At 65.8% G+C, this 19,233-nt stretch carries 16 protein-coding genes and 2 pseudogenes; 8 read left to right on the top strand and 10 right to left on the bottom strand.

Annotated features, from left to right (window positions below; translation table 11 throughout):
- Positions 1-45 precede the first annotated feature (45 nt).
- The 3 genes from yaaA to queF all read left to right on the top strand — a co-directional run bounded on the left by yaaA (position 46) and on the right by queF (position 2,723).
- Positions 46-831: a peroxide stress protein YaaA gene (yaaA, locus tag ACODSU_RS09085; RefSeq protein WP_476017180.1), complete on the top strand. Its 786-nt coding sequence runs from the start codon at positions 46-48 to the stop codon at positions 829-831.
- A gap of 37 nt (positions 832-868) precedes the next feature.
- The gene (locus tag ACODSU_RS09080; RefSeq protein ID WP_488841831.1) at positions 869-1,780 is read left to right on the top strand and encodes a 2OG-Fe(II) oxygenase; all 912 of its coding nucleotides are present in this window, start codon (positions 869-871) and stop codon (positions 1,778-1,780) included.
- Between the two features lie 97 nt (positions 1,781-1,877).
- Entirely contained in the window at positions 1,878-2,723 is an 846-nt protein-coding gene (queF, locus tag ACODSU_RS09075) for an NADPH-dependent 7-cyano-7-deazaguanine reductase QueF (protein WP_488841829.1), read from the top strand.
- Positions 2,724-2,755: 32 nt separating this feature from the next.
- Here queF and ACODSU_RS09070 read toward each other — a convergent pair whose 3' ends face one another.
- The 4 genes from ACODSU_RS09070 to ACODSU_RS09055 form a co-directional block, all read right to left on the bottom strand.
- Complete coding sequence (locus ACODSU_RS09070; protein WP_056061307.1) at positions 2,756-3,022, bottom strand: hypothetical protein; 267 nt, start codon at positions 3,020-3,022, stop codon at positions 2,756-2,758.
- Positions 3,023-3,115: 93 nt separating this feature from the next.
- Positions 3,116-4,675, bottom strand: a complete 1,560-nt coding sequence (locus ACODSU_RS09065; protein ID WP_295944295.1) for a methyl-accepting chemotaxis protein — start codon at positions 4,673-4,675, stop codon at positions 3,116-3,118.
- Positions 4,676-4,862: 187 nt separating this feature from the next.
- Complete coding sequence (locus ACODSU_RS09060; protein WP_488842168.1) at positions 4,863-6,080, bottom strand: Y-family DNA polymerase; 1,218 nt, start codon at positions 6,078-6,080, stop codon at positions 4,863-4,865.
- A gap of 135 nt (positions 6,081-6,215) precedes the next feature.
- Complete coding sequence (locus ACODSU_RS09055; RefSeq protein ID WP_488841827.1) at positions 6,216-7,163, bottom strand: DMT family transporter; 948 nt, start codon at positions 7,161-7,163, stop codon at positions 6,216-6,218.
- Between the two features lie 135 nt (positions 7,164-7,298).
- Here ACODSU_RS09055 and ACODSU_RS09050 point away from each other — a divergent pair, with 135 nt between their 5' ends.
- Entirely contained in the window at positions 7,299-8,180 is an 882-nt protein-coding gene (locus tag ACODSU_RS09050) for a LysR family transcriptional regulator (RefSeq protein ID WP_295944293.1), read from the top strand.
- Between the two features lie 31 nt (positions 8,181-8,211).
- Here ACODSU_RS09050 and ACODSU_RS09045 read toward each other — a convergent pair whose 3' ends face one another.
- From ACODSU_RS09045 to amaB, 5 genes are all read right to left on the bottom strand, one after another.
- On the bottom strand, positions 8,212-9,897 hold the full coding sequence (locus ACODSU_RS09045; RefSeq protein WP_476017176.1) for a thiamine pyrophosphate-binding protein: 1,686 nt from the start codon (positions 9,895-9,897) through the stop codon (positions 8,212-8,214).
- 23 nt (positions 9,898-9,920) lie between these two features.
- A complete protein-coding gene (locus ACODSU_RS09040) occupies positions 9,921-11,147 on the bottom strand; it encodes a pyridoxal phosphate-dependent aminotransferase (RefSeq protein WP_488841824.1) in 1,227 nt (408 codons plus the stop codon).
- Positions 11,144-12,061, bottom strand: coding sequence for an amino acid ABC transporter substrate-binding protein (locus ACODSU_RS09035; protein ID WP_488841822.1), 918 nt, complete (start codon positions 12,059-12,061; stop codon positions 11,144-11,146). Before ACODSU_RS09035 ends, ACODSU_RS09040 begins: the two co-directional genes overlap by 4 nt.
- A gap of 75 nt (positions 12,062-12,136) precedes the next feature.
- A complete protein-coding gene (locus ACODSU_RS09030; RefSeq protein ID WP_422849064.1) occupies positions 12,137-13,333 on the bottom strand; it encodes an NAD(P)/FAD-dependent oxidoreductase in 1,197 nt (398 codons plus the stop codon).
- Positions 13,334-13,356: 23 nt separating this feature from the next.
- Positions 13,357-14,904, bottom strand: a complete 1,548-nt coding sequence (amaB, locus tag ACODSU_RS09025) for an L-piperidine-6-carboxylate dehydrogenase (RefSeq protein ID WP_476017174.1) — start codon at positions 14,902-14,904, stop codon at positions 13,357-13,359.
- Between the two features lie 256 nt (positions 14,905-15,160).
- On the opposite strand from amaB, the gene ACODSU_RS09020 reads away from it, so the two are divergent.
- A complete protein-coding gene (locus ACODSU_RS09020; protein WP_200954258.1) occupies positions 15,161-16,072 on the top strand; it encodes a LysR family transcriptional regulator in 912 nt (303 codons plus the stop codon).
- Positions 16,073-16,210: 138 nt separating this feature from the next.
- On the opposite strand, the gene ACODSU_RS09015 is transcribed toward ACODSU_RS09020, so the two are convergent.
- Positions 16,211-16,630: an ankyrin repeat domain-containing protein gene (locus ACODSU_RS09015; protein WP_488841818.1), complete on the bottom strand. Its 420-nt coding sequence runs from the start codon at positions 16,628-16,630 to the stop codon at positions 16,211-16,213.
- Between the two features lie 320 nt (positions 16,631-16,950).
- Between ACODSU_RS09015 and ACODSU_RS09010 the strand changes: the two are divergent.
- The 3 genes and pseudogenes from ACODSU_RS09010 to ACODSU_RS09000 all read left to right on the top strand — a co-directional run.
- A pseudogene (locus ACODSU_RS09010) lies at positions 16,951-17,397 on the top strand (DUF4336 domain-containing protein); the annotation flags it as partial.
- Between the two features lie 409 nt (positions 17,398-17,806).
- Positions 17,807-17,917 (top strand): annotated as a pseudogene (locus ACODSU_RS09005) (ABC transporter substrate-binding protein); the annotation flags it as partial.
- A 215-nt stretch (positions 17,918-18,132) separates the two neighbouring features.
- Positions 18,133-19,116, top strand: a complete 984-nt coding sequence (locus tag ACODSU_RS09000) for a c-type cytochrome (RefSeq protein ID WP_488841816.1) — start codon at positions 18,133-18,135, stop codon at positions 19,114-19,116.
- Positions 19,117-19,233 lie beyond the last annotated feature (117 nt).

Below are 19,233 nucleotides of genomic sequence, written 5' to 3'. Positions count from 1 at the left end.
CCCCGCCCCAAGCCGCACACCCGAGATCCACGGACCCTCCGCCCCATGCTGTTCCTGCTGTCTCCCGCCAAATCGCTCGACTACGAGACGCCCGTTCCCGAAGGCCTGCCCCACACCACACCGCAGTTTGTGCCGCAGTCCACGGCCCTCATCGAGGTGCTGCGCGAGCAGTCGCCGCAGCAGATTGCGTCGCTGATGGAACTGAGCGACACGCTCGCGGCGCTGAACGTGGCGCGCTACCAGGCCTGGCGGCCCCGCTTCACGGCCCATAACTCACGCCAGGCGGTGCTGGCCTTCAATGGCGACGTGTACGAGGGGCTGCAGGCCCGCAGCCTGAGCGCTGACGACCTGGACTGGGCCCAGAGCCATGTCGCCATCCTGAGCGGCCTGTACGGCGTGCTGCGGCCGTTGGACCGCATGCAGCCCTACCGCCTGGAGATGGGCACGCGCCTGGCCACTGGCGCGGGCAGCAACCTCTACCAGTTCTGGGGCCGCCAGATTGCCGAGCACCTCAACACCCGGCTGCGCGCGGACACCACGCCGGTGGTGGTCAACCTGGCGTCGCAGGAATACTTCAAGGCCGTGGACCGCAAGGTGCTCAAGGCGCGCGTGATCGAATGCGTGTTCGAGGACTGGAAGGGCGGCAACTACAAGATCATTAGCTTCTTTGCCAAGCGCGCACGCGGCCTGATGGCGCGCTATGCCATCACCCACCGCCTTGCCACACCCCACCAGCTCGAAGGATTTGATCTGGACGGCTATGCCTTTGCCCCGGCCTCCTCCACGCCCGAGCGCCTGGTCTTCCGGCGCAAGGCCCCGCCGGCCTTATAAACACTCCTCCCCTGTTCTTTCTTGTTGAAGGACCGCCATGACATTGCGTTCTGACCAGCACCCGGACGGCACGACCACCAGCACCCAGCGCCCCAGCGCAGCGCGGCAGGCCATCACGCCCGAGCTGCGCCGCTGGATCATTGAGCAGGCGCAGGCGGGCTACGCCGCGCCTGTGGTGCTGCAATCCATGCGCGACGCAGGCTGGGACGAGGACGTGGCCGCCGACGCGCTGGAGATCACGCTGCAGGAGCACCTGAACGACCTGGCCGTGCAGCAGGGCCTGCCCTCGGCCGTGCCGGTGCCCGAGCCCCGGTTGGATGAATCCCCCGCCCAGGTGGACTGCGGCGATCGCATCGTGAATGTGCTGCTGGCCATGGCGCAGCCGCGCATCGTGGTGTTTGGCAACCTGCTTTCGCCGGAGGAGTGTGATGCCCTGATCGCCGCCGCAGAGCCCCGCATGGCACGCTCGCTCACCGTGGCCACCAAGACCGGCGGCGAAGAGATCAACGCCGACCGCACCAGCGACGGCATGTTCTTCCAGCGCGGCCAAAGCCCGCTGATCCAGCGCATCGAAGAGCGCATCGCGCGGCTGCTCCAGTGGCCCATCGAAAACGGCGAAGGCCTGCAGGTGCTGCACTATCGCCCGGGTGCCGAATACAAACCCCACTACGACTACTTTGACCCCGCCGAGCCTGGCACGCCCAGCATCATCAAACGCGGCGGCCAGCGTGTGGGCACGCTGGTGATGTATCTGAACACGCCCGACAAGGGCGGCGGCACCACCTTCCCCGACGTGCACCTGGAGGTGGCGCCGCAGCGTGGCAACGCGGTGTTCTTCAGCTACGAGCGCCCGCACCCGTCCACCCGCACCCTGCATGGCGGCGCCCCCGTGATCGCCGGGGATAAATGGATTGCCACCAAATGGCTGCGTGAGCGGGAATTTCAGTAAAAACCCCGGCATGCGCTAGTCGAACATGCGCCAGAAGCTACAAAAACAGTAGCAAAACACGTCCCCCTTGGAACCCACACACCCGAAAGACCAGGCCATGAACACGCCAGAACAATCCCAACTCGGCAAGGCATCGGCCTATGTGGACCAGTACGACGCCTCACTGCTGTTCCCCATCCCGCGCGCGGGCAAGCGGGCCGAGATCGGCATCACCGGCTCGGCGCCCTTCTTCGGGGCCGACCTGTGGACGGCGTTCGAGCTGTCATGGCTGAATGCGCGTGGCAAGCCGCAGGTGGCGCTGGCGCACATCACCGTGCCCTGCGAGACGCCCAACATCGTCGAAAGCAAGTCGTTCAAGCTCTACCTCAACAGCTTCAACAACACGCGCTTCACCGACGCAGCCGAGGTGCAGGCACGCATCCGCACAGACATCAGCGAAGCCGTGTGGCGTGGCGCCGAGCACCCTGCCACCGTGGGGGTGAAGCTCATCGCGCCCGAGCTGTTCGACCAGGAGCCCGTGCACGAGCTGGACGGCCTGAGCCTGGACCGGCTGGACGTGGAATGCACGCGCTACCAACCCGCGCCCGACCTGCTGACGGCCACATTCAACGAAGCGCCCGTGACCGAGACCCTCACCAGCAACCTGCTGAAGAGCAACTGCCTGGTGACCGGCCAGCCCGACTGGGGCAGCGTGCAGATCAGCTACAGCGGCCCGCAGATCAACCAGGAAGGCCTGCTGCAGTACCTGGTGAGCTTTCGCAACCACAACGAATTCCACGAGCAGTGCGTGGAGCGCATCTTCATGGACGTGTGGACGCGCTGCAAACCCATCAAGCTCACGGTGTACGCGCGCTACACGCGCCGGGGCGGGCTGGACATCAACCCCCTGCGCACCAGTCACCCGCAAGCCCTGCCGCGCAACGTGCGAACGGCGCGGCAGTAGGCCTGACCATCCCCGTCAACCGACCGCCTTCATCAGTTGCGCGCGTCAATCCAGTCGCACCGCAGGGTGTGGCGCAGGTGCGCGCGGGTGCGCCAGGCAACGTACAGGCTGGGGACAAAAATGCCGATCAGGCAGACCGGCGCGGCGCAGGGCTCGCCAAAAGCGCAGATGGGAAACCAGCCCACCCAGCCCAGCATCCAGACCGTCAGCACCAGGTCCCACAGGTGGTATTCGAGCGGGTGGTCGGCCTTGTGTGCCACATGCCACTGCTTGATGCGCTGCAGCTCGTCGAGGGTCATGGTGATCTCCCGGAAAACGGGAAAATCACTGTAAGTTACGAGTAAGAATTCGTCAAGGTACGAATGGCTGCGGGCGGCTCCTTGCGGTGCCGCTCACCCCAGCCGGAACACGTCCACCGAGCGGCCCAGCGACACCGCACTCTCCTTGAGACCCTGGGCGGCGGCGGCAGATTCCTCCACCAGCGCGGCGTTCTGCTGCGTCACGGTGTCAAGCTGGGTCACGGCCTCGTTGACCTGGGCAATGCCCTGCGACTGCTCCTTGGTGGCGCTGCTGATCTGCTGGACCAGCGTGCTCACGCGTTCCACCGCATGGACCACGCCTTCGATGGTGGTGCCGGCATGGTCCATCTGCTGCGCGCCGCTGGCGATCTGGTTCACCGTGACGCCGATCAGGCCGCTGATCTCCTTGGCCGAGCTGGCACTGCGTTGCGCCAGTGCCCGCACCTCGCCAGCCACCACCGCAAAGCCCCGGCCCTGCTCGCCAGCCCGCGCGGCTTCCACCGCGGCGTTGAGCGCCAGCAGATTGGTCTGGAAGGCAATGCCCTCGATCACGCCCACGATCTCGCTGATCTTGGTGGACGACAGCTTCATCTGCTGCATGGCCGCGCCCACCTCCTGCACCGCCTGGCCACCGCGCGTGGCGATGTCGCTGCTCTGTGCGCTCTCGTGCGACACCTTGGCGGCTGTCTCCGACGTCTGCAGCACCGTACTGGCCAGTTGTTCCATGGCCGCGGCGGTTTCTTCCAGGCTGCTGGCCTGCGACTCGGTACGGGCCGACAGGTCCATGCCGCCGCGCGCGATTTCGTCGGCCGATTCGATGAAGTTGCGCACCTCGGTGCGCACGTCGCCCACCACGGCGCGCAGGTTGACCTGGGTCTGTTGCAAGCGCTGCATCAGCGCGCCCAGGGGTTGGGGGTAGTCGGTGCCCACCGACGTGGCCAGATTGCAGGCCGAGATGTCGGATGCGAAGCGGGTGGCGTCGTGCACCCCTTGCAGCACGGTGGCCTGAAAGCGCCACAGCGTCCACCCCGCCCCCAGCACCAGCAGCGCCAGGCGGGCCACCCAGGCGGTGGTGCCTTGCAGGCCCATCACGTCGGGCAACAAGGCCAGCAGCACCATCACCGCCAGCAACAGCGCCATGCGGGGCAGCAAGGCCATCTGCGCCAGACGCTGCTGCCAGCCGCGCACCCCGCGATAGCGCACGTTGCCCGAATCCAGGTAAAAGCTGCTCGCGCCCGATGCCGCCTCATTGCGCATCTGCGCATACAGGGCTTCGGCGGCAGAAATTTCTGCCGCGCTGGGCTTGGTGCGCACCGACATGTAGGCGCGTGGCTTGCCTCCTTCCATGATGGGAGTGACGTTGGCTCGCACCCAGTAGTGGTCGCCGTTCTTGCGCCGGTTTTTCACCAGACCTGTCCAGGGCTCGCCCCGGCCAATGGTGCGCCACATGTCCTTGTAGGCCTCGGGCGGCATGTCCGGGTGGCGAATGATGTTGTGCGGCTGGCCGATGAGTTCGTCGTAGCTGTAGCCACTGACGCGCACAAACGCCGGGTTGCAGTGCGTGATCTCGCCCTTGGTGTTGGTGCTGGACACCAGCAGCTCATCACCGGGGTAGTCAAAATTCTGCTGGGTCACTGGCAGGTTGATGCGCATTCGAGGCTCCTGGAAGGCCTGCGGCAGGGGCAGGCAGCGCGGTGTTTTGTTAGACGTTCGTGTAACCGCTTGATACGAATCAAGTCTAACTGCTCACTCCCCCGATTTGCCCCCAAAAGGTGCCGAGTGAGGGATGGCCTGCACAACCCTCCCGAGGCGCACACACCCCAGCCCTACTCCTGTGGCGTCAAAAGAGCTGCCCCGTGTCCCTGTCCACACCCGCCTGCGGCCTGCGCCGGCTGCTCGCGGCTGCCGCACGGGTCTGCGAATCGGGCTCGGGCTCCTCGCCGCGCCGCACCAGCGTGCTGGCCCGCACGCCCAGCAGCCGCAGGCGCTTGTCCAGCGGCACGCGCTTGAGGCACTGCCCGGCCAGCTGCCGGATGGTGGCCCCGTCGGCCGTGTAGCTGTGGGCGGTGTGGTCGCGCGTCGCAATCTTGAAGTCGTCGTAGCGCAGCTTGATGCCGATGGTGCGCGCCACATAGCCCTTGCGCTGCAGGTCCTCGGCCACGCGCATGCACAGGTCGGTAAAGATCGCGCCCAGCTCGGCCCGATCGCGCACGGCATGCAGGTCGCGGTCAAAGGTGGTCTCGCGGCTCATGCTCACGGGCTCGCTCTCGGTCACCACCGGGCTGTCGTCGCGGCCCCAGGCCACGCGGTGCATCCATGCGCCAGTGGACTTGCCAAAGTGGCCCATCAGCCATTGCTCATCCTGCGCGGCCAGCTGCCCGATGGTCTCAATGCCTAGGCGCGCCAGCTTCTCGCCGGCCTTGGGGCCGATGCCGTTGATCTTGCGCACATTCAGGGGCCAGATCTTGCTCTGCAGGTCTTCCTCGTAAACGATGGAGATACCGTTGGGTTTGTTGAACTCGCTGGCCATCTTGGCCAGCAGCCGGTTGGGCGCCACGCCAATCGAGCAGGTCAGCCCGGTCCTTTCAAAGATACTTTTCTGGATAAGCCGCGCCAGCACTCTCCCGCCTTCGCGCTGGCCGCCGGGTACGTCGGTGAAGTCGATGTAGACCTCGTCCACGCCCCGGTCCTGCATGACCGGCGCGATCTCGGTGATGGTGCTTTTGAACAGGCGCGAAAAGCGTCGCACCTCATCAAAATCCACCGGCAGCACGATGGCCTGCGGGCACAGCTTGGCCGCCTTCATCATGCCCATGGCCGAGCCCACGCCAAACTGCCGCGCCGGGTAGGTGGCCGTGGTGATCACGCCCCGGCCCACATAGTCCTTGAGCAGCGGAAAGTCCTCCACCGGGATGAAGCGCCGCTCGCGCTCTGCGGTGCCGTCCGGGCCGCGCAGCAGCAGCTCGTCCACCTTGCGCCGCCCGCCGCCAATCACCACGGGCAGGCCTTTGAGCTGCGGGTAGCGCAGCAGCTCGACGGACGCAAAAAAAGCGTCCATGTCCAGGTGCGCGATGCGGCGCCGCTTGCCGGAAGAGGCAGCCTGCGCAGGGGGGTGGGTCTCAGAAGAATCGAACTCGATGGTGGTCACACCCGATATTGTGCGGGGCCGCGCCATCCCTGCGCAGGCGGTGCACTAGCGATTGCGCCGAGCGCCACGCTCCCCTGCCGCTATGGCCCCCAGCATCAGCACCACACCTGCCATCTGCCATGCGCCCAAGGTGTGCTGAAAGTACACCCAGTCCACCACGATGGCGACCGTCGGGTAGGCAAACTGCAGCACCGCCACCCGGGCCGTGGCCAGCCGGGCCATGCCTGCGTACATCAGGGTGTATGCCAGGCCCGTGTGGATCAGCCCCAGCCCGGCCAGCCATGCCCATGGGGCGCCCCAGGCGGGCCAGCCTTGGCCCACGGGGGCCACCCACAGCACGGCGGCACCCAGCGCGCATTGCCACCACGCCAGCGCGCCCACCGGCAGCGCCCCCAGGCGCTTGGCAACCACGGTGACGGTGGCTGTGCACAGCGCACCGACCAGGCAGAGGCCCACGCCCACCCAGTAGCCAGGCGCATGTCCGGCACCTGAGGAAGACAGCCCCCCGGCCACGCCCGTGGCCAGCACCAGCCCCACCATCGCGATCAGCACGGACACCACGCGCTGCCGGGGCACGGACTCTTTCAACCACCAAGCCCCCAGCAGCAACACCCACAGCGGTTGCACATGGAACAGCACCACCGCCACCCCGGTGGGCACCTGCTGGATCGCGGTGAAAAACAGCCACCAGCTCGCCAACATGAGCCCGCTGAGCAGCAACACCCACGGCAAAGCAGCCCAGCCCACCCAGAGCCCCTGGCGAAGTGCCGACCAAGACTGGTTGCGCCAGGCCATCCACAACGTGAGCCCGATGAGGCCAAACGCGCACCGGAACCACGTCACTGTCAACGGCGCCGCCTGCGCCTCGTGCACAAACACGCCGATGGTGCCCAGCAGCGCGTTGCCCAGCACGAAGGCGACCCAGCCATCCAGCCGGCGGGCATCCGGCAGCACGTGGGCAACGGCCACAGGTGAAGCGGACGCGGGAACCACGGGGACGGATGTGCCTGAAACGGTAGAGGACGACTGCTGCATGCCCGCAGTGTGGCCGCCAGCCGCTGCAATCGAAAGCGCATAATTTACGCATCAACCATTCGATCATCGAATACATCACCACAGGGGCAATCCATGAGCTACCGTGACTTGCAACTCGACTGGCTTCAATGCCTGGTGGCGGTGGTGGATGCAGGCTCGCTCTCCGGCGCGGCGGCCGAGGTGCACCGGTCGCAGTCGGCGGTCAGCATGCAGCTCAAGAAGCTGGAAGACGCCGTAGGCCACCGACTGCTGGAGCGCGATGCCCGCAAGCAGCACCTCACGCCCGAGGGTGAAACCCTGCTGGGCTACGCCCGACGCATTCTGGAACTGCACGCAGAAGCGCACGACGCACTGAACGGCGACGCCCTCACAGGCCGGGTGCGGCTGGGAGTGCCAGATGACTATGCAGCGCGCTACCTGACGCCCGTGCTCAAACGCTTTGCCCCCCGGCACAGCGCGGTGGAGATTGAACTGGACTGCGAGCAGTCCACCGCCCTCATCCCGCGCGTGGCCAGTGGCGACCTGGACCTGGCCCTGATCTCGCGCGACCACGCACGCCGGGGCACGTTGCTGTTCCATGAGCCCATGGTGTGGGTGGGGTCTGCGCAGTTCGAGTTGTGGAGGCGCGACCCGCTGCCCATTGCGGTGTACGAATCGGCCAGCCTGGCGCGGCGCGGCGCCATCCACGCGCTGGCGCAGCAGGGGCGCCGCTACAAGGTGGTCTATCACAGCTCCAGCCTGGCCGGACAAATTGCAGCGGTGGAAAGCGGCCTGGCCGTGGCCGCCCTCACCCACTGCAGCGTGCCACCGCAGTTGCAGGTGCTCGGCACCGAGCACGGCCTGGGGCCGCTGGCCCCCATGGAGGTGGCCGTGTATCGCAGCCGCGCATCGCGCGGCTCCAAGGCGGTGGACAGCCTGCAGAATCTGCTGGTGCAGACCCTGCGGCAATCCGGTGGCGCCCGCGTGACCGGCTGAACGCCTCAGCGCCTGCTTACGAAAAGGGAGCCTACTTTTTGGAGAGCGCCGCGCTGCGAATGCCCTGCAGTGTGCCGGTGGGCGTGATCGCCTCGGGGTCGATCAGGCAGTGCAGCACGCTGGGCAGTCCGCTGGCGCGGGCACGGGCCAGCGCGGGGGCAAAGTCTTCGGTGCGCTCCACCCGCTCGCCATGGCCGCCAAAGGCCTGGGCGTAGGCCTTGAAGTCGGGGTTCTTGAGCTGCGTGGCGCTGATGCGGCCGGGGTACTCGCGCTCCTGGTGCATGCGGATGGTGCCGTACATGGCGTTGTCCAGCAGCACCACGATGATGGGCAGGCCGTATTGCACGGCGGTCGCAAACTCTTGCCCGTGCATCAAAAAGTCGCCATCGCCCGCAAAGATCACCACCTCGCGCTGCGGCCACAGGCGCTTGCCGCCCACGCCTGCGGGCAGGCCGTAGCCCATCGATCCGCTGGTGGGCGCAAGCTGACTCGCGTAGGTGGTGAAGGGCCAGAAGCGGTGAATCCAGGTGGCGAAGTTGCCCGCGCCATTGCAGAAGATGGTGTCGGCGGGCAGCACTTCCTTGAGGTGCTGCATCACCTGGCCCATTTGCAGGTTGCCGGGGATGCGGATGGGCGCCGTGTCGCTCCAGGCCAAGTATTCGGCATGGGCGGCTTCTGTGTGGGCCTTCCACGGCACAGTGGCCGTGGGGGGCACCGTATTGAGCGCCGCAGCAAACGCCTGGGGAGTGGCGTGGATGGCCTGTGTGGGGCGGTAGAGCTTGCCCAGCTCATCCGCATCGGCATGCACGTGCACCAGCGGCTGTGCAGGCGTGGGAATGTTGAACAGTTCGTAGCTCTGCGATGGCACCTCTGACAAGCGGCCGCCCACCACCAGCACCAGGTCGGACGCCTTGATGCGTGCCAGCAGCTTGGGGTTGACGCCCAGGCCCAGGTCGCCGCCGTAGCAAGCGTGCGTGGCCGGGAACAGCATCTGGCGGCGGAACGAGCAGTACACAGGGATGGACCACGCTTCGGCAAACGCGGTGAACTCGCGCACCGCTTGCTCAGACCAGCGGCTGCCGCCCAGGATGGCCACGGGGCTTTGGGCGGCTTGCAGACGCTGGGCCAGCTCGGCCATCTGCGCTGCGCCAGGGTGGGTTTCCGTCACCTGGTAGGGCAGTGCATCGGCCACGGTGGCGGCTTCGGTCAGCATGTCTTCGGGCAGCGCCACCACCACGGGGCCGGGGCGGCCCGAGGTGGCGACATGGAAGGCGCGCGAGATCAGCTCGGGCACTCGGGCCGGGTCGTCAATCTGCACCACCCACTTGGCCATAGTGCCAAACACCGCGCTGTAGTCCAGCTCCTGAAATGCCTCACGCCCCATGGCGTTGCGGGCCACCTGGCCCACAAACAGGATCATGGGCGTCGAATCCTGGTGCGCAATATGCACGCCGGCCGAGGCATTGGTAGCACCCGGCCCACGTGTCACAAAACAGATGCCGGGCTGGCCCGTGAGCTTGCCCTGCGCCTCGGCCATCATGGCCGCACCGCCCTCCTGACGGCACACGGTCACGCCGATGTCGGCATCGTGCAGCGCATCGAGCACCGCCAGGTAGCTTTCGCCGGGCACACAAAAAAGCTGCTTCACGCCATGGGTGATGAGCTGCTGCACCAGGATCTGGCCGCCGGTGCGCGGGGTGAGGGAGGTCGTATTCATATCAACGGTATCGGATCAAAAATTCAGAACAGGGCCTGGCAGGCGCGCTGGATGCGCGCGCAGGCTTCTTGCAAATCAGCGGTAGAGGCGGCGTAGGAGATGCGAAAGTATGGCGCCAGCCCCAGCACCCCGCCGGGCACCACCGCGACATGGTGCTCGCGCAGCAGGTAGGCGCAAAAGTCGGCATCGGTGCGCAGCAACATGCCGCCGGGCGTGGTGCGGCCCAGCACGCCTTCGCAACTGGCGAAGGTGTAGAACGCGCCCTCAGGCACGCGGCAGCGCAGGCCGGGGGAGGCGTTGAGTGCAGCCACCACCAGATCGCGCCGGTCCTGGAATGCTTGGCAGCGCTCGCGCACCACGTCTTGCGGCCCCGTCAGCGCCGCCACGGCTGCGGCCTGGCTGATGGACGAGGGGCACGACGTGGCCTGGCTTTGCACCACGGCCATGGCCGCAATCAGCGCCTTGGGACCCGCGCCGTAGCCCAGGCGCCAGCCGGTCATGGCATAGGCCTTGGAGACACCGTTCACCGTCAGCGTGCGATCGCGCAGCGAGGGCAACACGGCGGCGGGCGTGGCAAACGCGCGGCCGTCGTACAGGATATGTTCGTAGATGTCGTCCGCCAGCAGCCACACCTGCGGGTGGCGCTCCACCACCTCCAGCACCGGTCGCAGCTGCTCGGCGCTGTAGGCCGCGCCGCTGGGATTGGAGGGCGAGTTGATGAACACCCAGCGCGTGCGCGGCGTGATGGCCGCCTCCAGCTGCTCGGGCGTGATGCGAAAGCCGTTGGCCTCGGTGCAGGGCACGACCACGGGCACACCGCCCGCAATCAGCACCATGTCGGCGTAGGACGTCCAGTACGGCGCGGGCAGGATCACTTCATCGCCCGGATTCACCGACGCCATCAGGGCGTTGTAGAGGATCTGTTTGGCGCCTGCACCGGCGGTGATTTCGTTGAGCGCAAAGTCCAGCCCGTTGTCATGCTTGAACTTGTGCTGGATGGCGGCCTTGAGTTCGGCCGTGCCATCCAGCACCGTATAGTGCGTCTCCCCCCGCGCCATGGCCTGCTGCGCGGCTTCCAGAATGTGGGCTGGCGTATCGAAATCGGGCTCGCCCAGGCCGAGCACGATCACGGGCTGGCCCTGGCGCTTGAGCTGGTTGGCCTCTTGCGTCAGACGCACGATTTCAGAGACGCCGATGGCGCCCAAACGGTCGGCCGCGCGGAAGGCCGTGGCGGGGATGGGAGCGTTCATTGCTGGTAAGTCTCCAGGGGCTTGTCGTTGGGGGTGGCAAACAGCTGGCGCAGCGTGGTGCCCAGCGGCAGGTTCAGGCTCATGTTCTTGGGCGGGATGGGGTTCACAAACCACTTGGTGTAGATCTTTTCCATCTCGCCGGACTGCATCAGCTTGGTGAGCACACCGTCCACAGCGGCCTTGAAGGTCGGGTCGTCCTTGCGGAACAGCAGTGCAATGGGCTCAGCGCCCAGCGGCTCGCCCACGATGCGGTAGGCCGAGGGGTCTTTGGAGTTGGCAATCATCCCGGCCAGCAGGTTGTCATCGAGCACAAAGGCATCGGCGCGGCCGGTCTCCAGCAGCAAGAAGCTCTCGTGGTGGTCCTTGCCCAGCACGGTCTTGATCGGGGCGCCGCCCAGCGCGCGTTCTTGCTTGCGCAGCAGTTGCACGGCGGTGGTGCCGGTGGATGCGGCAATGGTGCGGCCTGCGAGCTGGCTGATGGACTTCAGGTCCGAATCCTTGCGCACTGCCATGCGCACTTCGCTCACATAGGTGGTCACCGCAAAGGCCACCTGCTGCTGGCGCGCGGTGTTGTTGGTGGTGGGGCCGCAGCCGATATCGAGCGTGCCGTTTTGCACCAGGGGCAGCGTGTTCTGCGCCGTCACGGCCATGTATTCGAGCTTGGCGTCGGGTGCGATTTCTTTCAGCACACGCTCGCACAACTCGACGTGGTAGCCCACGTATTTTTCGTTGGCGCCCAGCGCATAGGCCATGGGCGGCGAGGTCTCGCGCACGCCCAGCACGGCCTTGCCGCTGACTTTGATCTTCTCCAACGTGGGCTGGGTGACCGTCTGCGCCTGTGCGGGGGCCGTGGCCATGCATGCCAGGGCCAGACCTGCGGCGAGCGCAGTGAAGGTCTTGCGGGAAATTGCCATGTCATTGTCTCCGTGTGTGTTGTGGTTGGCAGGTGGATGAATTGGTGAGAGAGAAATCGGGCGGCCGGGTGACGCTCAAATCACGTTCTTTTCGAGCAGCGGCGCGTTGCGCGCAATGCGTTCAATGGACAGCGGCGACAGGTCCAGGCTTTGGTAGCTGCCCGTGAGCAACAGCTCGGCCACGCCCCGGCCCACGGCGGGGCACTGCTGCAGGCCATGGCCCGAAAAGCCGTTGGCAAACACCAGGTTGTCGCACGCCGGGTGCAGGCCCACGATGGCGTTGTGATCGAACGTGTTCATCTCGTAGTAGCCCGCCCAGGCGCCCTGCATGCGCAGTGCCTCAAAGCCCGGGATGCGCTCGGCCAGCGTGGGCCAGATGTGGTCCTCGAACGCTGTGTACTCCGGCTCCAGCGGGGCAAAGTCGGCATCGTTGACTGCGTCGGGCGCAAAGCCGCAGATAAAGCCTTTGCCCTCGGGCCGCAGCCAAATGCCGCTGGTGTCGATGAGCAGTGGGCAGCCCGGCAGCGCTGCGGGGCTGGCCAGGTTGAAGACGGTGCGGCGTTTGCCCACAACGGGCAAATCAATGCCCGCCCAGCCCGCAATGGCGGCCGCCCAGGGGCCACCCGCATTCACGGCGTAGCGGCAAGGCAGCACGGTGCCGCTTTGCAGGCGTACTGCGTTCACATGCAGCACGCCATCGTTGGCCGCCGTATCCAGGCCCACCGCCTCGTCGGCCACATAGCGCACGCCCTGGCTCTGCGCCTTTTTACGCAAAGCCGTCAGCAGCAGGTAGCCATCAAACCAGCCCTCGCCCGACAGGCCCAACGAGCCCAGCACCACGTCCTGCAGCGCCAGCCACGGAAAACGCTCGGTCAGTTGCTGCCGGCTCAGCAGCGCCACATCGGCGCCGTGCTGCTTCTGCAGTGCATGGTTCTCGCGCAGCGTGGCCTCGCCCGCCTGGGTGGCCAGGTACAGGTAGCCGCCTTCGTGCAGACCGATGTCAGGCACATCACCATGGCACGCCAACAGTTGGCCCACGTTACGCAAAAAGCCGATGCCAAACGCCGAGATCTGGATGTTGATGTCGGTAGAAAACTGCTGGCGGATGGAGCTCGCCGACAGCGCGGATGACGCCCGCGCGTAGGTCGGATCGCGCTCGACCACCACCACCTCGCAGCCCGGCTGCTCCAGCGTGAGGAAGTACGCAATCGCACTGCCGATGACACCACCGCCAATGATGACGATGGGGTGTGAGTCCTTAGCAATCAACATGAACGGGGCAACCAGCGCGTGGCTTACACGTCAAACGTCACGCCCTGTGCCAGCGGCAGCGCGGTGGAGTAGTTGATGGTGTTCGTCGCACGGCGCATGTAGGCCTTCCAGCTGTCCGAGCCCGCTTCACGCCCACCGCCGGTCTCCTTCTCTCCACCAAACGCGCCGCCAATCTCGGCGCCGCTGGGGCCGATGTTCACGTTGGCGATGCCGCAGTCCGAGCCCGCTGCGGACATGAACTGCTCGGCCTCGCGCACGTTGAGCGTGAAGATGGACGACGACAGGCCCGCGCCCACGGCGTTGTTCATGGCAATGGCGTCGTCAATGGTGCTGTAGCGCACTACGTACAGGATGGGAGCAAAGGTTTCATGCAGCGCGGGGCCTTCGTGCTTTTGCAGCTCCACCAGCGCAGGGCGCACGTAGTACGCGTCCGCACCGCCCACGCCTTCCACGCGGCCACCACCGTGCACCGTGGCACCCAGCGCACGGCTTAGCTCCAGCGCCTTTTGCATGCCGTCAAAAGCCATGCGGTCGATCAGCGGGCCCACCAGCGTGCCAGCGGTGCGCGGGTCGCCCACCTGCACGTTGGCGTACACCTTGGCAAGCTGGGGCACCAGCTGGTCGTAAATGCTCTCGTGCACAAACAGGCGGCGCAGCGTGGTGCAGCGCTGGCCCGCCGTGCCCATGGCGGCAAACGCAATGCCGCGCAGGGCCAGGTTCAGGTCGGCCGTGGGCGCCACGATGGCCGCGTTGTTGCCGCCCAGCTCCAGAATGCCGCGCGCAAAACGCGCTGCCAGGCGCGGGCCCACGGCGCGGCCCATGGCGGTGGAGCCCGTGGCCGACAGCACGGGCACGCGGGCGTCATCCACCAGCACCTCGCCAATGTCGCGCTGGCCCACGATCAGCTCCAGCAGGCCTTCGGGCGCGTCGCTGCCAAAGCGTGCAATGGCACGCTGTGCAATCGCGTGCGTGGCCAGGGCGGTGAGCGGGGTCTTTTCCGACGGTTTCCACACCACCGAATCACCGCACACCAGTGCCAGCGCGGCGTTCCACGACCACACGGCCACCGGGAAGTTGAAGGCCGAGATCACGCCGCACACGCCCAGCGGGTGCCAGGTTTCCATCATGCGGTGGCCGGGGCGCTCGGTGGCGATGGTCAGGCCGTACAGCTGGCGCGACAGGCCCACGGCAAAGTCGCAGATGTCGATCATTTCCTGCACCTCGCCCAGGCCTTCGGACGGGATCTTGCCCGCCTCGATGGTCACCAGCAGGCCCAGGTCTGCCTTGGCGGCGCGCAGTTCTTCGCCCAGCAGGCGCACCAGCTCGCCCCGGCGTGGTGCGGGCACATTGCGCCACGCGGCGAATGCGGCATGCGCGCGGCCGATGGCGGCCGTGGCATCGGCCGGGCTTTGTTGCGGCACCTGGGCCAGCACCTCGCCCGTGATGGGCGAACGGGCCGCCAGCGTGCCGCCGGTGTAGGCAGCGCGGGGCACGCCCAGGCGTTGCAGCAGTGGATCGACTTCAGACAAGAGCGGTGTGACAACAGGGGTGACGGCAGGGGTGGCAGACATGGCGACTCGCAAAGATGAGTGGAGGCAGAGAGATGGCAACAGCGTGGAAGAACACACGCAATGAATGCGCCAATATCCGCCAATCGCGCCGTGCTGGATAGCAAAAAAATGGAACTACTTGATCACAAATCAGCATGAAGTGCCTGAAAATTGCAGAGCTGCCGACGCTTGATGTAGTAGCGCTACGCACCAAAACCATGCACAACGAGACAGAGCCGCTCATTCCCCCTGCGCATGATTGACCCCATTTGCCACCATGACCCTGCTGCGCCGTGCCTTCCTGCCCTCCACCGCCGACCTGCTGGCCTTTGAGGCGGCAGCCCGCCACCAGAGCGTGTCGCGCGCGGCCGAGGAGCTGCACCTCACCCAAAGCGCCGTGTCGCGCCAGATCCGCCAGCTGGAAGAGCAGATAGGCACCGCCCTCTTCCACCGCGTGCGCCAGCGCGTGGTGCTGACCGACGCGGGCCGCGTCTATGCGGCCGATGTGCAAAACGTGCTGCAGCAGTTGTCGGCCAGCACGCAGAAAGCCATGGCGTTCTCCAGCACCGACGGCCTGCTCAACCTGGCCGTGCTACCCACGCTGGGCACGCGCTGGCTCATCCCGCGCCTGGGCGGCTTCATGGCGCTGCACCCCGAGGCCATGGTCAACTTCTCGGCCCGCACCGAGCCGTTTGACTTTGCGGGCACGCCGTTCGACGCCGCCATCCACTTCGGCACCCCGCACTGGGCGGGCGCCGTGTGCGAATACCTGATGCACGAAGAAACCGTGCCCGTGTGCAGCCCCACCTACCGCGACCGCCACAACATTCACACACCGCAAGACCTCACGCGCGTGGTGCTGCTGCAGCAAAGCACCCGCCCCACCCAATGGGCCGAATGGTTCGAGCTGGTGGGCGCCCCCACAGCCCTGGCCCTGCGCGGCCCCCAGTCTGAACACTTCGCCATGATTGCGCAGGCTGCCGTGTCGCACCTGGGGGCGGCGCTGCTGCCGCGCTTCTTGATCGAGCAGGAGCTGGCGGCAGGGAGCCTGGTGGAGCTGTCAGACCAAGTGCTGACGAGTACCGATGCGTACTACCTCGTGTACCCGGAGGCGCGGGCGCAGACGCCGCTAGTGAAGGCGTTCAGGGATTGGGTGGTGGGGGAATGCGCGGGGCAGAGGCAGGGGTGAAACGCTCACCACTGAAGCAGAAGGGCACCTGTGCTCAAGCGCTTGAGGAGGTGCGCAGGGAGCATGTGCTGCCTAGGGATGACCCAAGTGCCTGACGATGCCTGACGATGCCTGACGATGCCTGACGATGCTTGAAGGCTAGTAAAAAAACTGCACCAGGTCAAAATTGTCAATAGACTTCGCAAGCTCCAAAGGAGAGATACCGTAGTTGTTCTCTTTGTTTCTGTCAGCCCCAGAGCGAAGCAACAACTTGATCAAATCGCCGCTGCCGTCCGAATGAAACACAGCATCTGAAAGCGGTGTATTTCCATTGGCATCAACAGAGTCCACGCTCGCTCCCGCCAATATCAGGGCCTCACTGATGGCGTAGCTGTTGGACTGCGCGGCGAAGTGCAGTGGGGTCAAGCCATTGTCATCCGACGCATTGGGGTCCGCACTGGCCAACAGAAGTTCTTTCACCTTCGACAAGTCAGCCTCCAGAGCCGCGTAGTGAAGTTCTGTTCGCCCCATGCGATCCACGCCAGAGCGTTCGTTCTTCTTCGGACTTTTGCGCGTCATTGCCTCTCCGTCACTTGCATTGCAGAACCATCGAGGATGAAAGGTGCCGTTCTGAAGACGCTGGACATCGATACCCCCTGGAAATGACTGACGACCTGGGTTTGCAGATGTGAAGCGTTGCGCGAATGGCGAAGGCCAAGATCCCATGGCACCCCGGAATTTCAACCCAGCGAACTATAGCGTTCGAAGAAGCAGGTACGTGGCCCTGATCTGCTTTGGAAATTGATGTGCTCCAAAGCGTCCAACCACGCGGCAAGATTCTGTTCCATGTCGAATTCGTTCAAGACGCTGCCCCCAGCGCCAGGGCATCCTCCGGCGCCATGCAACTTGAATCCCTCGCCACCCATCTCTGGCACGCCACCCACGCCTTCAAGGCCAACGGACTTCCCATCACCACCCGCATGACTGTGGTGCGGCTGCCAGGAGAGCAGCTTCTCGTCCACTCACCGATTCCAATGCCCCCAGGCAGTGCCCTGCTGGAGCAGCTGCAGGCACTTGGCACGGTGGCTTTCATCGTGGCACCGAACAAGATGCACCACCTGTTTCTGGCGCCTTGCGCCCAGACCTTCCCGAACGCCAGGGTGTATGGCCCCAAGGGCCTGGCTCAGAAGCGGCCAGACCTGGCAGCCAGGCTGCACGATCTGCCCTCAGGCGATGTGCCCGAATGGCTGCCAGACCTGGAGCACCTGGCTTTTGAGGGCATTCCTGCAGGCAATGAGTCGGTATGGTTCCACCGCCCTTCCGCCACGCTCATCGTGACAGACCTGCTGCAGTGGATGGCGGGTGACCTGCCTTGGTCCACGCGCGTCTACGCCACGCTCACCGGCGTGCGGCGCCAACTGGCGGTTCCGCTCACGGTGCGCGCGCTGGTGCGTGACCGTCGTGCCGCAGCCCGCAGTGCAGAGCGCGTGCTGCGCTGGCCCTTTGAGCGGGTCGTGACGGCCCATAACCAGGTGGTGGACACAGAAGCCTATGCGCAGGTCGCACGGGCATTTGCGATGCTCTGGGAAGAACAACCGACCACACAAACACCCATCCACAGTGCCACTCCGAGCCCCACTGCCAATCACACCATTCGCTCAGAGATGTCAGAGCAGGCAGCCCAGTCCAGCACTCGCCAAAGGCCGCGCCAGCATCAAACTGCCAGGGCCCTCAGCGACATTTACGGCGCTTACGATTGCACAGATCAGCCAGTGGATGAAAAACGCCGTGACCCTGGACTGGGACAGCGTGAACGCGAACCGCCCCGCGTGGAATGCACGCTGGAACAAAACCATCGAGCGCTGACAGGACGTTGAAAGAGCGTTGAGAGAACGTGGCGAGCGTGTGAGCGGGCTACACCTGCTCACACCGGCGGGCCGTTTGTGACAAATGTCACCGGCCCCGCTGTCCCCTGCGGTGGTGGGGTGTCACAAACCCCTGCTTCGACTTCAGAATCCGGCGCCTGGACATGCTGATCCTTTCAGCCAGTCCGCCCACATTCGAAGAAGAGGGATACCACCATGAAACGCTGGATCAAATGGACCGCAGGCAGCGCGCTGCTGCTGGGCGTGATCGTTGTCGCCACCGCCGCCAGCGGCCTGTACCTGGCCGAGCAAAAGCGCAACCGCTACATCGACATCAAACCCCGCCCCGTGGCCTACACCACCGATGCGCAGACCATCGAGCGCGGGCGCTATCTGTATGCATCGCGCGGCTGCACCGACTGTCACGGCGCACAGGGCACGGGCCGCGAGTTCGTCAACGATGGCAAGGGCACGCGCATCGTGGGGCCCAACATCACGCCCGCTGGCGTGGTGGCACGCTACCAGCCCGAGGACTGGAACAGCGTGATCCGCCATGGCGTCAAGCCCAACGGCCGCCCAGTGCTGGTCATGCCCAGCGAGGACTACAACCGCTTCACCAACGAAGACCTGAACGCCCTGGTCTCCTACGTACGCCAGTTCCCGCCGAAGGAAGGCGCGCAGGCCGTGATCGATTTCCCGCACCCTGCCTGGGTGCTGTATGGGCTGGGTGCGATTCCTGACGCGGCATCGCGCATCGACCACCAGTTGGCGCCCTCGCGCCCCACCGCTGCCGGTGTGACGCTGGCCAACGGCCAATACGTGGCCAACATGTGCATCGGCTGCCACGGTGCCGACCTGTCGGGCGGCAAGATTCCGGGCGCGCCGCCCGATTGGCCTGCGGCAGCGGACATCCGTCCTGGCACACACAGCGCGGGCACCGCCCTGGCCCGCTATCCCAACGCTGCCAGTTTTGTGTCCATGCTGCGCACCGGCAAACGCCCGGACGGCACGCCCATCCAGGTCATGCCCTTCGAGTCGCTGGGTCAGTTGAGCGATGTGGATGCGCAGGCGCTGTACCTGTACCTGAACGCGCCCCCGGGCAGCGTGAAGCAGGAGGTGGGCAGCACCGCAGCTGGCGGCCAGAAGAGCAGTGCCAACACCGTCCCCTCCGGGCCCGGCGGGCTCAAGCTGCCTGGCTGACCTCGGAACCTCAGGGTGCCCTGCAGCAGGGCGGCCCATCAGAACCTGTTCAAAGTCTCAGACAAGGAAAGGGCGAAGCACTCCGCCCGTTCAAAGTGACTGCCCTGCTGACCCGCC

Source organism: Acidovorax sp. FG48 (genome assembly GCF_057809085.1).
Note: the sequence above shows the minus strand (reverse complement) of the source record. Positions and strands in the feature narration are given on the sequence as shown.

Coding starts and splice junctions, on each gene's coding strand:
- yaaA (WP_476017180.1), top strand. CDS start 46: ATGCTGTTCCTGCTGTCTCCCGCCAAATCGCTCGACTACGAGACGCCC.
- ACODSU_RS09080 (WP_488841831.1), top strand. CDS start 869: ATGACATTGCGTTCTGACCAGCACCCGGACGGCACGACCACCAGCACC.
- queF (WP_488841829.1), top strand. CDS start 1,878: ATGAACACGCCAGAACAATCCCAACTCGGCAAGGCATCGGCCTATGTG.
- ACODSU_RS09070 (WP_056061307.1), bottom strand. CDS start 3,022: ATGACCCTCGACGAGCTGCAGCGCATCAAGCAGTGGCATGTGGCACAC.
- ACODSU_RS09065 (WP_295944295.1), bottom strand. CDS start 4,675: ATGCGCATCAACCTGCCAGTGACCCAGCAGAATTTTGACTACCCCGGT.
- ACODSU_RS09060 (WP_488842168.1), bottom strand. CDS start 6,080: ATGGACGCTTTTTTTGCGTCCGTCGAGCTGCTGCGCTACCCGCAGCTC.
- ACODSU_RS09050 (WP_295944293.1), top strand. CDS start 7,299: ATGAGCTACCGTGACTTGCAACTCGACTGGCTTCAATGCCTGGTGGCG.
- ACODSU_RS09045 (WP_476017176.1), bottom strand. CDS start 9,897: ATGAATACGACCTCCCTCACCCCGCGCACCGGCGGCCAGATCCTGGTG.
- ACODSU_RS09040 (WP_488841824.1), bottom strand. CDS start 11,147: ATGAACGCTCCCATCCCCGCCACGGCCTTCCGCGCGGCCGACCGTTTG.
- ACODSU_RS09035 (WP_488841822.1), bottom strand. CDS start 12,061: ATGGCAATTTCCCGCAAGACCTTCACTGCGCTCGCCGCAGGTCTGGCC.
- ACODSU_RS09030 (WP_422849064.1), bottom strand. CDS start 13,333: ATGTTGATTGCTAAGGACTCACACCCCATCGTCATCATTGGCGGTGGT.
- amaB (WP_476017174.1), bottom strand. CDS start 14,904: ATGTCTGCCACCCCTGCCGTCACCCCTGTTGTCACACCGCTCTTGTCT.
- ACODSU_RS09020 (WP_200954258.1), top strand. CDS start 15,161: ATGACCCTGCTGCGCCGTGCCTTCCTGCCCTCCACCGCCGACCTGCTG.
- ACODSU_RS09015 (WP_488841818.1), bottom strand. CDS start 16,630: ATGACGCGCAAAAGTCCGAAGAAGAACGAACGCTCTGGCGTGGATCGC.
- ACODSU_RS09000 (WP_488841816.1), top strand. CDS start 18,133: ATGAAACGCTGGATCAAATGGACCGCAGGCAGCGCGCTGCTGCTGGGC.